This is a genomic window from Roseibium sp. (assembly GCF_965232425.1).
Lineage (GTDB): Bacteria > Pseudomonadota > Alphaproteobacteria > Rhizobiales > Stappiaceae > Roseibium.
This window is the reverse complement of record NZ_OZ246971.1, coordinates 2,642,765-2,656,286: the sequence shown is the minus strand read 5'-3', so window position 1 is coordinate 2,656,286 and position 13,522 is coordinate 2,642,765. Positions and strand designations below refer to the sequence as shown.

Here is a 13,522-nt window from a genome sequence, read left to right as displayed (position 1 = left end):
GGGCGCTGCGCAAGCAGTTTTCCAGCATGAAGGCCGCGGCGGTAGGTAGCAGAAGCAAGGCAGCCCCTACGGAAGCCCAACTGTCGGGACTGGAATAACCGGTGACGCATGTAGCAAATTCACTGCGACATTTTTTCGCACAATCATTGGACTCCCGCCTCGCTCATATGCAACGCTTGCGGGATGGGGAACAGAACGTCACGAGGAGGGGACATGTCTGACACGCCAGAAACCAAGAAGATGCTGGATCCGGATCCCCGGGTCTGGGACTTCGAAACGGAATACGAACTCGGGCAGGACAACATTCGGCCCTTCGGTCTGGATCTGCACAACCCTGTCTTCCTGATATCGAGTATCCTGATCGCGGCCTTCGTCCTGATCGCCCTTGCGAACCAGGAAGCGGCCGCGTCGTTCTTCGGCTGGCTGCGGCCCTGGCTGACCAGCACGTTCGACTGGTTCCTGGTCCTGTCGGTCAATGCCATCACGCTCTTCTGCCTCGCGCTGATCATCCTGCCGGTCGGCTCCGTCCGGATCGGCGGCAAGGACGCGAAACCCGACTATTCCTATGCCGGCTGGATCGCGATGATGTTCGCGGCGGGCATCGGCATCGGCCTGCTGTTCTTCGGCGTGCTTGAGCCGGTCTACTACAACTTCGCCGAAAGCGGCGGAGCGAGCCCGCTCGGGATCGACATAAACGAGCCGGGCAACGAATATATCGGCATTGTCGGCACGATCCACCACTGGGGCCTCGAAGGCTGGGCGGTCTATGCCGCCGTCGGGCTGTCACTGGCAATCTTCGCCTACAATCTCGGCCTGCCGCTCACGCTCCGGTCAGCCTTTTATCCCATCCTCGGTGAACGCGTCTGGGGCTGGTGGGGCCATGCGATCGATACGCTTGCCGTTTTCGCAACCCTGTTCGGCCTGACCACATCGCTCGGTCTCGGTGCCCAACAGGTCGCCGCCGGTCTCTACGAGGTTTTCGGCATTGAACCCTCACCCACCGTGGTTGTGCTGCTCATCATCGGCATTACGGCCATCGCTCTCGGCTCGGTTCTGCTCGGCATGGACGCCGGCGTGAAGCGGTTGTCGGAGATCAACATGATCATGGCCGTCGGCCTGTTCCTGTTCGTGATCATCGCAACGGGTATCGGCGTCGCCGCGACGCGCTACTTCTCGGTGATGACCGACTACATCATGCTGTTACCGGCGCTATCGAACCCGTTCGGGCGAGAGGACACCAGTTTCTTCCACGGCTGGACAACCTTCTACTGGGCGTGGTGGATCGCGTGGTCGCCGTTTGTGGGCATGTTCATCGCCCGCATTTCCAGGGGCCGCACAGTGCGTGAATTCGTGATCTGTGCCCTCATCGCGCCGACCGCCGTCTGTGCATTGTGGATGTCCACCTTCGGCGGGGCAGCCATTGACATGCTGAATGCCGGCGGCGCGGAAGGCGTCCGGGCAACCGTCATCGACGCCTACAAGCCGGAAGGCGCCTTGTTCGGCTTCCTGAAGGAGCTGCCGCTCTACCAGATCGTCGCGCCGATCTCGCTTCTGCTGATCGTGATCTTCTTTGTGACATCGTCCGATTCCGGCTCGCTGGTGATCGACACGATTACGGCCGGCGGCAAGATGGATGCGCCCGTCATCCAGCGCGTCTTCTGGTGCACGCTCGAAGGCCTGGTCGCGATTGCCCTGCTACTCGGAGGCGGTCTGTCCGCCCTGCAGGGAGCGGCGGTCTCCACCGGCATTCCGTTCACGCTCGTCGTGCTGGTCATGTGCTACTGCCTGTACCTGGCACTGAGAGCGGAACGGGCGAAACTCTGAGCCAATGATCCCGGGCGGCGGAAAACCAACCTGCCGCCTGGAACATCACCCTTGATGGCTGTGTCCGGTCACGATTGGCCGGACACTGCTTTTTTCAGCCGTCCTTGTAATAGTAGCTGTAACCGTTGAGCGCCGGTGCACCGCCAAGATGGGCGTAAAGAACTTTCGCGCCGTCCTCGATTTTTCCCTTCCTGACAAGGTCGATCATGCCCTGCATCGATTTTCCCTCGTAGACCGGATCCGTGATCATCGCCTCCGTCTTGGCCGCCAGCCGGATCGCGTCGTTGGTTTCCTCTGAAGGCACCCCGTAAGCCGGGTAGGCATAGTCGGGATTGATGACGATCTCCGCGTCCGAGACCCGTCTGCCCAGTTCGACGATCTCCGCCGTATGGTCGACGATCTGACGCACCTGCGCGCGCGTCTGCTCAAGCGTGCCGGAGGCATCGATGCCGATCACCCTCTCGGCGCGGTCCTGCGCCGCGAAGCCCACGATCATGCCCGCTTGCGTGGAGCCCGTGACCACGCACACGATGATGTAGTCGAAGCTGAACCCCAGGTCGGCCTCCTGCGCTTTGACCTCTTCGGCAAACCCGACATAGCCGAGGCCGCCATATTTGTGCACGGAGGCACCCGCAGGAATGCCGTAGGGCGTCCCACCGGCGTCCCGCACCGAGCGCATGGCGTCTTCCCAGCTTTTGCGGATGCCGATGTCGAAGCCGTCCTCGACGAGCCTGGAATCGGCCCCCATGAGCCGCGTCAGCAGAATGTTGCCGACACGATCATAGACTGCATCGTAATGGGGCACCCACTTCTCCTGGACGACAACGCATTTCATGCCGATTTTCGCGGCCGTCGCGGCCACCATGCGCGTGTGGTTCGACTGCACACCGCCAATGGAGACCAGCGTGTCGGCCTCGGAGGCAATTGCGTCCGGAACGATGTATTCCAGCTTGCGCAACTTGTTGCCGCCGAAGGCAAGCCCGGAATTGCAGTCTTCCCGTTTCGCATAGATCTGCACCTTGCCCCCGAGCGCGTCGGAAAGGCGCGGCAAATGTTCGATGGGCGTCGGCCCGAAGGTCAGGGGATAGCGTTCGAATTTTTCAAGATTCATGGCAGGCACCTTGCGATTTCAGATCTCCAGAGGCTGACAGAGATCAGTAGAAAGGTGCTCTCGAATTTTGCTAAAGAGCTATTCGTTTTCTGTTACATAAGAACGGAAAATCAGATTTTCCTTCATTGAAAGAGCTACAAATGAAAGATTCTTCCGCAGACATTCTGCTCGACAGGACCGACAGGAAAATCCTCAAGCTTTTGCAGAGCGAAGGGCGGCTCTCCAACGCCGAGCTTGCCGAACGGGTGAGTGTCAGCGCTGCGACCTGTCACCGGCGCACGCAGAGACTGTTCGATGAAGGTGTGATCAGCTCGGTGCGCGCCATGGTCAACCCGGACCAGGTGGATCGCGCCGCGCTGGTGATTGTCGGCGTCGTGCTGGACCGGTCCACGCCGCAGAGTTTCGCCGAGTTCGAGAACGCGGTCCGCAAACTGAGTTTTGTTCTCGACTGCCACCTGGTCGCCGGCGACTTTGACTATTTCCTGAAGATCCGCGTCAAGGACATGGCCGACTTTAACAAGCTGCATGGCGAGAAGCTGATTGCCCTGCCCGGTGTCCGCCAGACGCGGACATTCTTCGTCATGAAGGAAGTCACGGACAACGCGCCGCTGTCGTTCTGAGCAGGAATGCGCCCGTCCTTGTGGGAAGAACGGGCGCCGGGTGCATCGGCCCGGGATCGGGATCAGGCCTTTTTGCGGCGGCGAAGGCCGGCAACGCCGCCAAGTGCACCCAACAGGAGCAGACCGCTGGCCGGAAGCGGGACCGCCGTCACCGGAGCGGGCGTGTAATCGACGACCAGGCGTGCCGCATCCCAGGTGCTGTTTTCAAGAGAAGCAACACGGAAGGACGCGAAACTGTCCGTTTCGAACCTGACGCTCAGCAGATCGCCGAGGAGTGCGGTCGTAACCATGCCGAGATCGGTAAACGCGATGGTCGTGACATCCCCGCCCGATCCGCCTTTCGCAACGCTTGTGTCGGCAACCTGGTCCCCGGCGGCATCATAGTCTGCGATCGAGACCGTACCGTCTCCGAGATAGGCGAACAGGTCGACGGCGGCCAGGGCGCCCGTGTTCGACACGAACCGGGAATTGGTCCATTGAAATGAGACTGAATTGATCGTTGCAGTGTCGTCGATGGCGGCGAGATTGAATTCGAAGACGCCGTTGGTGATGTTACCACCCGACTGAGCGACGGACACCGACGTGTCGACGGTATCGACCACGGCCCCGCCGAACGTCCTCACGGATCCATCGTCGATCGTGCCAAGCGTCATCGTGGCGGCGGACGCCGCCGTTGGAACGGTAAGCGCCAGCAACGCGGTTAAAATCTGTTTTTTCATATTGACCCTCGCATTGAGTTTGGAAATCGGATTTGAAGGAAATCACCTGGACTGACCTGAAAAACGGCGCGGGTGCTGAAGCAGCCCCCTTTTCGCATGCTGGCCGCGGCGTTCATTTTTCGACCGGACGGTTGATTTTTGAAGCGCCGCGCATAATCATTTCCCCATTGCAGTATGCGCCGGCGACTTATGCAGATAGCCCGTACAAGTGAAACGCCGCTTGCGCGAAACCGTTGAAAAACAGTGATTTAATTCGTAAAGTCTAATTCGCGATGCGTGAAATTGATGTTGTTTTTGATCCCGAGAGAAAGCTCTTTCTCTATTTCGGCATAACGTTTCTGGCTATCGGCGTCGGTCCGTTCGGAACCTACGAAACGATGAGCCTTTGGCAGCGCACGGTGTTCTGGAGCCTGGACATTCTCGGATGCGCGCTGATCGTCGTTCCGATCGTGCATGTCAGTTACCACAGCCGGTTTCTGAAGTTCCTGTCGTCCCTGCCGCGCTTTCTCTTCGGGGTGGTCCTGGCTGCCTTGCCGGCGGCCGGCTACATATCGGTTCTTTACGGAACGGTCGGGGACAAGCTTGAGATCACGACCCCCTTTCCGCTCCTGTTCGTCCAGGTGACGGTTTTCTCGGCACTGCTTCTTCTGACCGAATTCGTGCTCTGGCCGAAACTGTTCGGAAACCGAGGCGGCAAGGACGTACCAACGCAACAGCTGTCTGCACCGTTGGCAGCTGATACTGCGTTGTCCGGCGAGACCCACCGGTCTCCGGGTAACGCAATCCCGCTCATGTCAAGACTGCCCGAGGAGGTGCGGGGCGGAGCAATCGTCTCGATTTCGATGCAGGATCACTATGCCGAGGTCACCCTGACGAGCGGCAGGGCCCTGATCCTGATGCGTCTTGGCGACGCCATCGATCTTCTGGAAGGCTGTCCGGGCGCGCGCGTGCACCGGTCACACTGGGTCGCGCTGGACTTTTTCGAAGCAATTGAAAAACGGGACCGGGGATACCGGGTTCGGCTCAAGGACGGCAGGGAGCTTCCTCTCAGCGCGACCTATCTCGAAGCGGCCCGGCAGCAGCTTTCTCAGTTTTCACGAGCCGAGACTGTCTGAACCGCGCACGGTGCTCCTCAAATGTCGCCGTTCACCACGAGTTGGATCCGGTCGGCGGCGGCCCGGGCGCGGGTGTACTGGATCGGCTTGCCGGACGTGTCGAGATTGATGCTTTCAACGACCAGCACCGGCTGTCCGAGGGAAATGCCGAGCTGTTGCGCATCCCTGGCTTCCACCAGTTCCGAGGTGATCCGGCTTTCCTTGCGCCGGTAGTCCTCGATCCCCGCCTGCCTGAGCGCCTCTGTGATCGATCCGCTCTCGGCATAATCGGCCACGAAATTCGGCACGGTCGCCTGCACGAACCAGCTTGTGCCCACGATCATCGGAACGCCGTCTGCGACGCGCAGCGTTTCCAGCCGGATCAGCATCGTACCGAGCGGCACGTCGAGCTGGTTGGCAAGTAGCGCGTCGGCCTCTTCCAGCGCGGAGCCGATCAGCCGGCCGCTCGGCGAACGGTCCTGGCCGGAAACGATCTCGGAGAACCGCGTTCTCGGACCGATCGGGTAGCTGAGCGGCGCCGAGGCGACGAATGTTCCCCTTCCCTGGTCCGCGCGCAGGATGCCTTCCGACGTCAGCGCGGCGATCGCCCGGCGGACCGTGTGGCGGTTTACGCCGAAGCGCGTGGCCAGACTGGATTCGGGCGGCAGCTTGCTGCCTTCCTCGAAGGCCCCGCTGATGATCTCGGCCTTCAGCGTTTCCATGATCTGGCGCCAGACGGCGATCCCGGCACTGCGGTCGAGTGAGGTTGTGTTCGTCATGTGCACGTCATCAAATTTCGGTACCAAAGAGTCAACTGGATTATTTGTATAGACAAATAGACAAATAATCGGTAGACAGAAGCTGATTTCGACAGTCCCTCCCGTGACCGCCAACCTGAAGGCGCGCATCATGACCGAAGCCACACCCTTGAACCCGGATGAGAGCGGACACGCCGCCCGCCGGGAAATCATCGCAACGCTTGCCGCTGCATCACCGGAAGCCGTCGCCGAACGGTACCGGACCATCGACGCCCCCGACTATGAACTCGTCCGCCAGCCGGAAACCGGCCTGGTCATGGTGCGCGGCCGCATGGGCGGCACTGGCAGCCCCTTCAACCTGGGCGAAGTCACCGTGACACGTTGCGTCGTCAGGCTGGAAACCGGGGAGACCGGCAGCGCCTACAGCCTCGGACGCAACAAGGAAAAGGCGCTTCAGTCCGCCGTCATCGACGCTCTTTGGCAACGCGCCGAGGCAAAGGAGCACATCGAGACCAGCGTCATCGCGCCGCTTGCCGCGGCGCAGTCCGATAACCGCGAAACCGTCCGGGAAGAAACCGAGGCGACGAAGGTCAATTTCTTCACCATGGTGCGGGGAGACAACTGATGGAAACGGCAACCGCAACATCCGGCCCGAATGTCCGGCAAGCGCCGCTCGCAGCCGGCTTTCCGGATCCGGTGCATGACGCGCAAGCCTGCTTTCGCGCGATCATGAACGCGATGGCACGTCCGGGAACACGCCAGACGCTGAAAACCGGTACGCTCGCGCCGCCTGAACCGCTGACGCCCACCGCTGCCGCGATCGCCCTGACGCTATTCGACTACGACACCCCGGTCTGGCTCGACCGGGCACTGATGTCGTCCGAACCCGTCAAGGCGTTCCTGCGGTTTCACACCGGCGCGCCGATTGTCGGCGAACCCGTCGATGCCGCGTTTGCGCTTGTCGGCGACCCGAAACAGCTGATCCCGCTTGCAAGCTTCAACCAGGGCTCGGCGGAGTATCCCGATGAATCGACCACGGTCATCTTGAGCGGACAGGAATTCGATACCTCGCAGAAGGTGACCCTGAGCGGTCCCGGCATCCGGGACACCGCCGCGCTTGCTGTAAACCCGATCCCGCCGGTCTTCTGGGACCAGGTGATCAGCAACAACAGGCAGTTTCCGAGGGGAATTGACCTGATTTTCGCCGGCAAGACGGACATCGCCGCGCTGCCACGCTCCACCAGTGTCGTGCTCACGGAGGTTTGACACATGTATGTCGCCGTCAAGGGTGGCGAGAAAGCCATCCGCAACGCTCACAAGCTGCTGGCAAAGCGCCGCAGGGGTGACACGTCCGTACCGGCCCTGACGCTGGAACAGATCGCCGAACAGCTTGCCCATTCCGTTGCCCGCGTCATGGGCGAAGGCTCCCTCTACGACGAAACGCTTGCCGCCCTGGCAATCAAGCAGTCACGGGGCGACCTGATCGAAGCCGCGTTCCTGATGCGCGCCTATCGCACCACGCTGCCGCGCTTCGGCTACAGCCAACCCGTTGATACCGCACGGATGCTGGTCGAACGCCGCGTCTCGGCCACCTACAAGGATCTGCCGGGCGGACAGGTGCTCGGCCCGACATTCGACTACAGCCACCGGCTTCTGGATTTTGCGCTGGCCGCGGAAGACGATCACGCACAACCGACCGCTGAAACGGCACCCGTCCAGGACGAGGCCATGCCACGGGTGACCGATCTGCTCGGCGACGAGGGCCTGATGGAACCCGACCAGAGCGCGGACGAGGACACGCCGGTCGGAGACCTGACCCGCGAACCGCTGTCCTTTCCGGCCGACCGGGACCTGCGGCTGCAGAACCTGGCACGCGGCGATGAGGGTTTTCTGCTCGCGCTTGCCTATTCGACGCAGCGCGGTTACGGCCGCACGCACCCGTTTGCCGGTGAAATCCGCTACGGCGAAGTCGAGGTTGCTTTCTTCGCGGAGGAACTCGGCTTCGAGGTGACGCTCGGCACGATCAAGGTGACCGAGTGCCAGATGGTCAACCAGTTCAAGGGCTCGGCCAAGGCGGCACCGACATTCACCCGCGGATACGGGCTGGTGTTCGGGCAGGTCGAACGCAAGGCCATGTCTATGGCCATGGTCGACCGGTCCCTGCGCTGGCAGGAACTCGGTGAAGAGCCGGTCGCCCCCGCACAGGACATCGAATTCGTCCTCTCCCATTCCGACAACATCCAGGCGACGGGTTTCGTCGAACATCTCAAGCTGCCCCACTATGTCGACTTCCAGGCGGAGCTCGATCTCGTGCGCCGCATGCGGGCCGAATGGTTTGAAAAACGCCGGCAGGAAGAGAGCGGCGACACTGCCCAGGAGGCTGCAGAATGAGCGACACGGCACTACTCTACGATCAGGGCGAATACAATTTTGCCTATCTCGACGAACAGACGAAACGCATGATCCGCCGCGCGATCCTGAAGGGGATCGCGATCCCGGGCTACCAGGTGCCGTTCGCCTCGCGCGAAATGCCGATGCCTTATGGCTGGGGCACCGGCGGCGTGCAGGTGACCGCATCGATCCTCGGCAAGGACGATTGCCTCAAGATGATCGACCAGGGATCCGACGACACCACGAATGCGGTTTCGCTGCGCGGCTTTTTTGAAAAGACTGCCGGCATCCGGACGACCTTCGAAACCTCCGAAGCAACCGTCATCCAGACCCGGCACCGCATCCCGGAGAAGGCTCTGACCGAAGACCAGGTCCTGGTGTTCCAGGTTCCGATCCCCGAACCGCTGCGCTTTCTGGAGCCGAGGGAAACCGAAACCCGGAAAATGCATGCGCTCGAGGATTACGGCCTCATGCACGTGAAACTCTACGAGGACATCGCCAAGAACGGCCATATCGCGACCACCTACGCCTACCCGGTCAAGGTCAATGACCGCTACGTGATGGACCCCTCGCCGACGCCCAAGTTCGACAACCCGAAGATCGACGAAATGGCGGCGCTGCAGCTTTACGGCGCCGGCCGCGAAAAGCGGATCTACGCGATCCCGCCCTACACCAAGGTCAAGAGCCTCGACTTCGAGGACTACCCGTTCGAGGTCCAGAAATTCGACAAGCCCTGCGGCCTCTGCGGCGCGGAAAACGTCTACCTCGACGAAGTCATTCTCGACGACAGGGGCGGACGCATGTTCGTCTGTTCCGACAGCGACTATTGCGAAGAGCGCCGCGCGGCAGGACATCGCGGCCCGATGGCGGCCGATCCGGCCGCGGCCCAGATCGGCAGCACCAACTTCCAGGAGACGACCCGATGAGCGTGTTCGCTTCCGAAGACCCGCTTCTGCAGGTTCACAATGTCACCCGCTACTACGGCGACCGGATCGGCTGCGCGGACGTGTCGTTCGACCTCTGGCCCGGTGAGGTTCTCGCCGTCGTGGGAGAAAGCGGATCGGGCAAGACGACCCTGCTCAACTGCCTGTCCACCCGCCTCGCTCCGACGACGGGCGCGATCGAATACCGGATGCGCGACGGCACCATGCGCAATCTCTACCAGCTCACGGAGGCGGAACGGCGTCTGCTGATGCGCACGGACTGGGGCTTCGTTCATCAGAACGCGGCGGACGGACTGCGCATGACGGTGTCGGCCGGTGCCAATGTCGGCGAACGGCTGATGGCCGTCGGCGAACGCCATTACGGCAACATCCGGTCCACCGCCGATGACTGGCTCGGCCGGGTGGAAATCGAAAGCGACCGGATTGACGACGATCCCCGGTCCTTCTCAGGCGGCATGCGCCAGCGCCTACAGATTGCCCGCAACCTCGTGACACATCCGCGCCTCGTGTTCATGGACGAGCCGACGGGCGGACTGGATGTTTCGGTCCAGGCGAGGCTTCTCGACCTATTGCGGCGCCTCGTGGCGGACCTCGGCCTGTCAGTCGTGATCGTGACCCACGATCTCGCCGTTGCCCGTCTGTTGTCGCACCGGATCATGGTCATGCGCCACGGCAATGTCATCGAGGCAGGTCTGACCGACCAGGTACTCGACGATCCGCGCGAGCCCTATACGCAGCTCCTCGTATCCTCCATTCTTCAAGTCTGAGCGAGGTATCTTACTCATGCCCGTCCGCCTCTATCTCAACAGTGTCTCGAAGTCCTTCACCATGCATTTGCAGGGCGGGACCGTCATCCCGGTCGTCGACAAGGTCGAATTCTCCGTAAACGCTGGAGAATGCGTCGTGCTCGGCGGTCCTTCGGGGGCCGGCAAGAGTTCCATCCTGAAAATGATCTACGGAAACTACCGCTGCGACTCGGGCCAGATCCTGGTCACGATCGGCGACGACATCATTAATGTCGCCGCATCCGAGCCGCGCGAGATTCTGAAGCTGCGCGAAGACACGATCGGCTATGTCAGCCAGTTTCTGCGCACCATCCCGCGGGTTTCGGCCGAGGAAGTGGTGGCGGAACCGCTTGTGGCACAAGGCTCCGGCGAAGCGGAAGCCGTCGACAGGGCCCGCGGCCTTCTTGCGCGGCTGAATGTGCCGGAAAGGCTCTGGACCCTGCCACCGGCAACCTTTTCCGGCGGCGAGCAGCAGCGCGTGAACATCGCGCGTGGCTTCATTGCCCACTACCCGATCCTTTTGCTCGACGAACCGACGGCCTCGCTCGACGCCGCCAACCGGGCGGTCGTGGTGCGTCTCGTCCAGGAAAAGAAGGAACAGGGTGTGGCGATGGTCGGCATTCTCCATGATCAGGATGTGCGTGAGGAAATCGCCGACCGGATCATTGACGTCACCGCATTTGCCGCTGAAGCCGCTGCCTGAACGCGCCTGCAAACGAAACAGTTGCGGACGGGAGCAAACTGTCACAGAACAGTCACCTCCCGCCGTTACGCCAGCCTCCTGGCCTTGGAAACAAAATCCGTGATACCGACATGCGCTACGCGATCTATTTTGCCGCCGATGCTGACGACACCCTGATGCGGCTGGGCAACGCCTGGCTCGGGCGCGACCCGCTTGGCGGGGAGGGCGCGGGTAGGCCCCGTCCCGCCGGCATGGACGCCGCCCGGTTTCATGACCTGACCGCCAGCCCGCGCCGCTACGGCTTCCACGGGACGCTGAAAGCACCCTTTCACCTGAAGCCCGGCGTGGATGAGGCCGGTCTGGTCACCGCCTGCAGAAATTTCGCATCCGAAATCGCCCCCTTCCGCATCGCCGGCCTGAACGTCAACCGTCTCGGGAAGTTTCTCGCCCTGACACCGGACCGGTCCGAACCCGGCCTTGCCGCCTTCGCGGCCCTGTGCGTGCGCCAGTTCGAACCGTTTCGCGCACCCCTGTCGGAGGCCGATCTTGAGCGCCGCCGCCAGAGTAAGCTGACCCCGAAACAGGACACTTACCTGACCGGCTGGGGATACCCTTATATTTTCGACGAGTTCCGGTTTCACATGACCCTGTCGAACAAGCTCGACGACGAGGACGAGGCCAACGCACTTGCGGCAGCGGCACAATCCCACTTTTCCGAGGTGACCGGCAGGGAACGCCTGTGCGGTTCCTTCGCTCTCTACCAGGAACCGGAGCGCGGCGCTCCGTTTGACGTTCACACCGTGTTTCAGCTGACCGGCACCACGCCCGCAAGGTCGGCGGAAACCCCGTCCGCCCGACCGATCGACAGGGAGAATGCATGACCACGCATCCAAAAGTCTTCAAAAACGCCCGTCTTGTTCTTGCAGACGAGGTGATTGACGGGTCTCTGAGCGTGCATACCGGCGGTACCATCGAAGCTGTTGCAACCCCGAGCAATGTCGACGGGCATGACTGCGAGGGTGACTATCTGCTGCCCGGGCTGATCGAGCTGCACACCGACCATCTGGAAACGCACTACGCGCCCCGGCCGAAGGTGCGCTGGAACACGGTCTCCGCTGTTCAGGCCCATGATGCCCAGATCGCCTGCGCCGGCATCACCACGGTCTTCGATGCGCTCCGGGTGGGAATGGATGAGGATGCGGACCTGCGCTATTCCGACATGCGCGCGCTTGCCGATGCGATCGAGACGGGCCAGCGCGAACACCGTCTGCGCGCGGACCACTTCATCCACTTGCGCTGTGAAGTCTCCGCCCCTGATGTCCTGAGCGCCTACGAAGTCTTCCAGGAGGATGACAGCATCCGCCTGATTTCGCTCATGGATCACACGCCCGGCCAGAGACAGTTCGTGTCCCTGAACGCCTACAAGACCTACTACCAGGGCAAGAAGGGTTTCTCCGACGCGGAAATGGACGAGTTCATTCGCCGCCGTCAGGCGCGCGCGAGCGGCCTGGCCCCCGACAATCGCAGGAAGCTGTCAGCGATCGCGCAGGAAAAGGGGATCGCGATCGCAAGTCACGACGATGCGACCGTGGACCACGTGGAAGAGGCCGTAGCGCTGAAGACGAAGATTGCCGAGTTTCCGACGACGCTCGAAGCCGCCAGAGCATCCCACGAGGCGGGCATGGCGGTCCTGATGGGCGCACCGAACGTCGTGCGCGGCGGCTCGCACTCCGGCAATGTATCCGCCCGCGAACTGGCCGAAGCAGGTTATCTCGACGTGCTTTCCTCCGACTATGTGCCCGTATCCCTCGTCCAGGCGGCCTTTCAGCTCGCCGGCGAAATCGAGACCATCGACTTGCCCGAAGCCGTCGCCATGGTGACGTCCAGCCCTGCGCGTGCAATCGGTCTTACCGACCGGGGCAGCCTCGCGCCGGGACTGCGCGCGGACATGATCCAGGTCAGGCTCGTCGGCAACGTCCCGATCGTGCGCGGTGTCTGGCGCGAGGGCAGACGCGTTGCCTGATGCTGCCAAAGCGCCGGATCAAAAGCTCGGACCGGGCAGGATGGTGCTGGTTGTCGGCCCGAGCGGAGCCGGCAAGGACACCTTGATGTCCGCGCTCCGGGACAGACTGGAAGACCACACCGGCGTGCACTTCGCCCGCCGTGCAATCACGCGGGAATGCGACCCCGACGCGGAAGACCACGAAACCCTGACCCGCCCTGAATTCGACAGGCTGGTAAGCACGGGTGAAACGGCGCTTTCCTGGGAAGCCCACGGGCTTGGCTATGTCATCCCGCAGGCCTGTGACGCCCGCATCCGTGCCGGCGATACGGTGATCGCCAACGGGTCGAGACGCGTGCTGCAGCGCGCGGCGGACAAGTATCAAACCGCCATTGTGCTGCTGATCACCGCACCGGTCGACATTCTTGCAGACCGACTAGCCGCGCGCGGGCGTGAAAGCAGGGCGGATATTGCAAAACGCCTTGAGCGTGCGGACCTGGAACCGCAGGACGTCGCCAATCTCGTCCGCATCGAGAACACCGGCACCATCGAAGACGGTGTCGAACGGATGCTGCGCGCTCTGGAGCTCTGA

16 protein-coding genes are annotated in these 13,522 nt (G+C 62.0%); 13 read left to right on the top strand and 3 right to left on the bottom strand.

Features of this window, described 5'->3' with window-relative positions; all coding sequences use genetic code 11:
- Positions 1–213 precede the first annotated feature (213 nt).
- A complete protein-coding gene (locus ACO08A_RS12130; RefSeq protein ID WP_306142103.1) occupies positions 214–1,824 on the top strand; it encodes a BCCT family transporter in 1,611 nt (536 codons plus the stop codon).
- Between the two features lie 94 nt (positions 1,825–1,918).
- Here the strand turns inward: ACO08A_RS12130 and ACO08A_RS12125 are convergent, their stop codons facing one another.
- Positions 1,919–2,935, bottom strand: coding sequence for a 1-aminocyclopropane-1-carboxylate deaminase (locus ACO08A_RS12125; protein WP_422041302.1), 1,017 nt, complete (start codon positions 2,933–2,935; stop codon positions 1,919–1,921).
- A 140-nt stretch (positions 2,936–3,075) separates the two neighbouring features.
- Between ACO08A_RS12125 and ACO08A_RS12120 the strand changes: the two genes are divergently transcribed.
- The gene (locus tag ACO08A_RS12120) at positions 3,076–3,555 is read left to right on the top strand and encodes an Lrp/AsnC family transcriptional regulator (RefSeq protein ID WP_422041301.1); all 480 of its coding nucleotides are present in this window, start codon (positions 3,076–3,078) and stop codon (positions 3,553–3,555) included.
- Between the two features lie 62 nt (positions 3,556–3,617).
- Here the strand turns inward: ACO08A_RS12120 and ACO08A_RS12115 are convergent, their stop codons facing one another.
- A complete protein-coding gene (locus ACO08A_RS12115; protein ID WP_422041300.1) occupies positions 3,618–4,274 on the bottom strand; it encodes a VPLPA-CTERM sorting domain-containing protein in 657 nt (218 codons plus the stop codon).
- A gap of 32 nt (positions 4,275–4,306) precedes the next feature.
- Between ACO08A_RS12115 and ACO08A_RS12110 the strand changes: the two genes are divergently transcribed.
- Together ACO08A_RS12110 and ACO08A_RS12105 are read left to right on the top strand one after the other, a co-directional pair.
- On the top strand, positions 4,307–4,486 hold the full coding sequence (locus ACO08A_RS12110; RefSeq protein ID WP_422041299.1) for a hypothetical protein: 180 nt from the start codon (positions 4,307–4,309) through the stop codon (positions 4,484–4,486).
- Positions 4,487–4,546: 60 nt separating this feature from the next.
- On the top strand, positions 4,547–5,389 hold the full coding sequence (locus ACO08A_RS12105) for a LytTR family DNA-binding domain-containing protein (RefSeq protein ID WP_422041298.1): 843 nt from the start codon (positions 4,547–4,549) through the stop codon (positions 5,387–5,389).
- 17 nt (positions 5,390–5,406) lie between these two features.
- Here the strand turns inward: ACO08A_RS12105 and phnF are convergent, their stop codons facing one another.
- Positions 5,407–6,147 (bottom strand): phosphonate metabolism transcriptional regulator PhnF, encoded by a 741-nt coding sequence (gene phnF / locus ACO08A_RS12100; RefSeq protein ID WP_422041297.1) that lies wholly within the window; start codon positions 6,145–6,147, stop codon positions 5,407–5,409.
- Between the two features lie 130 nt (positions 6,148–6,277).
- Between phnF and phnG the strand changes: the two genes are divergently transcribed.
- The 9 genes from phnG to phnN all read left to right on the top strand — a co-directional run bounded on the left by phnG (position 6,278) and on the right by phnN (position 13,522).
- Positions 6,278–6,751: a phosphonate C-P lyase system protein PhnG gene (gene phnG, locus ACO08A_RS12095; RefSeq protein WP_422041296.1), complete on the top strand. Its 474-nt coding sequence runs from the start codon at positions 6,278–6,280 to the stop codon at positions 6,749–6,751.
- Positions 6,751–7,392, top strand: coding sequence for a phosphonate C-P lyase system protein PhnH (gene phnH / locus ACO08A_RS12090; RefSeq protein WP_422041295.1), 642 nt, complete (start codon positions 6,751–6,753; stop codon positions 7,390–7,392). The genes phnG and phnH overlap by 1 nt, the downstream gene beginning before the upstream one ends.
- A gap of 3 nt (positions 7,393–7,395) precedes the next feature.
- Positions 7,396–8,517, top strand: a complete 1,122-nt coding sequence (locus tag ACO08A_RS12085) for a carbon-phosphorus lyase complex subunit PhnI (RefSeq protein ID WP_422041294.1) — start codon at positions 7,396–7,398, stop codon at positions 8,515–8,517.
- Positions 8,514–9,443 carry an alpha-D-ribose 1-methylphosphonate 5-phosphate C-P-lyase PhnJ gene (locus ACO08A_RS12080; RefSeq protein WP_422041293.1) on the top strand — a complete coding sequence of 310 codons (930 nt, stop codon included), beginning with the start codon at positions 8,514–8,516 and terminating at the stop codon, positions 9,441–9,443. The genes ACO08A_RS12085 and ACO08A_RS12080 overlap by 4 nt, the downstream gene beginning before the upstream one ends.
- Positions 9,440–10,228, top strand: coding sequence for a phosphonate C-P lyase system protein PhnK (gene phnK, locus ACO08A_RS12075; protein ID WP_319384624.1), 789 nt, complete (start codon positions 9,440–9,442; stop codon positions 10,226–10,228). The genes ACO08A_RS12080 and phnK overlap by 4 nt, the downstream gene beginning before the upstream one ends.
- 16 nt (positions 10,229–10,244) lie before the next feature.
- Positions 10,245–10,949 (top strand): phosphonate C-P lyase system protein PhnL, encoded by a 705-nt coding sequence (gene phnL / locus ACO08A_RS12070; RefSeq protein WP_422041292.1) that lies wholly within the window; start codon positions 10,245–10,247, stop codon positions 10,947–10,949.
- 110 nt (positions 10,950–11,059) lie between these two features.
- Positions 11,060–11,809, top strand: a complete 750-nt coding sequence (locus ACO08A_RS12065) for a DUF1045 domain-containing protein (protein ID WP_422041291.1) — start codon at positions 11,060–11,062, stop codon at positions 11,807–11,809.
- Entirely contained in the window at positions 11,806–12,951 is a 1,146-nt protein-coding gene (locus ACO08A_RS12060; protein WP_422041290.1) for an alpha-D-ribose 1-methylphosphonate 5-triphosphate diphosphatase, read from the top strand. The genes ACO08A_RS12065 and ACO08A_RS12060 overlap by 4 nt, the downstream gene beginning before the upstream one ends.
- Positions 12,944–13,522 (top strand): phosphonate metabolism protein/1,5-bisphosphokinase (PRPP-forming) PhnN, encoded by a 579-nt coding sequence (gene phnN / locus ACO08A_RS12055; protein ID WP_422041289.1) that lies wholly within the window; start codon positions 12,944–12,946, stop codon positions 13,520–13,522. The genes ACO08A_RS12060 and phnN overlap by 8 nt, the downstream gene beginning before the upstream one ends.

What these genes read in the sequence shown, in the direction of transcription:
- ACO08A_RS12130 (WP_306142103.1), top strand. Translation starts at nt 214, where the DNA reads ATGTCTGACACGCCAGAAACCAAGAAGATGCTGGATCCGGATCCCCGG.
- ACO08A_RS12125 (WP_422041302.1), bottom strand. Translation starts at nt 2,935, where the DNA reads ATGAATCTTGAAAAATTCGAACGCTATCCCCTGACCTTCGGGCCGACG.
- ACO08A_RS12120 (WP_422041301.1), top strand. Translation starts at nt 3,076, where the DNA reads ATGAAAGATTCTTCCGCAGACATTCTGCTCGACAGGACCGACAGGAAA.
- ACO08A_RS12115 (WP_422041300.1), bottom strand. Translation starts at nt 4,274, where the DNA reads ATGAAAAAACAGATTTTAACCGCGTTGCTGGCGCTTACCGTTCCAACG.
- ACO08A_RS12105 (WP_422041298.1), top strand. Translation starts at nt 4,547, where the DNA reads ATGCGTGAAATTGATGTTGTTTTTGATCCCGAGAGAAAGCTCTTTCTC.
- phnF (WP_422041297.1), bottom strand. Translation starts at nt 6,147, where the DNA reads ATGACGAACACAACCTCACTCGACCGCAGTGCCGGGATCGCCGTCTGG.
- phnG (WP_422041296.1), top strand. Translation starts at nt 6,278, where the DNA reads ATGACCGAAGCCACACCCTTGAACCCGGATGAGAGCGGACACGCCGCC.
- phnH (WP_422041295.1), top strand. Translation starts at nt 6,751, where the DNA reads ATGGAAACGGCAACCGCAACATCCGGCCCGAATGTCCGGCAAGCGCCG.
- ACO08A_RS12085 (WP_422041294.1), top strand. Translation starts at nt 7,396, where the DNA reads ATGTATGTCGCCGTCAAGGGTGGCGAGAAAGCCATCCGCAACGCTCAC.
- ACO08A_RS12080 (WP_422041293.1), top strand. Translation starts at nt 8,514, where the DNA reads ATGAGCGACACGGCACTACTCTACGATCAGGGCGAATACAATTTTGCC.
- phnK (WP_319384624.1), top strand. Translation starts at nt 9,440, where the DNA reads ATGAGCGTGTTCGCTTCCGAAGACCCGCTTCTGCAGGTTCACAATGTC.
- phnL (WP_422041292.1), top strand. Translation starts at nt 10,245, where the DNA reads ATGCCCGTCCGCCTCTATCTCAACAGTGTCTCGAAGTCCTTCACCATG.
- ACO08A_RS12065 (WP_422041291.1), top strand. Translation starts at nt 11,060, where the DNA reads ATGCGCTACGCGATCTATTTTGCCGCCGATGCTGACGACACCCTGATG.
- ACO08A_RS12060 (WP_422041290.1), top strand. Translation starts at nt 11,806, where the DNA reads ATGACCACGCATCCAAAAGTCTTCAAAAACGCCCGTCTTGTTCTTGCA.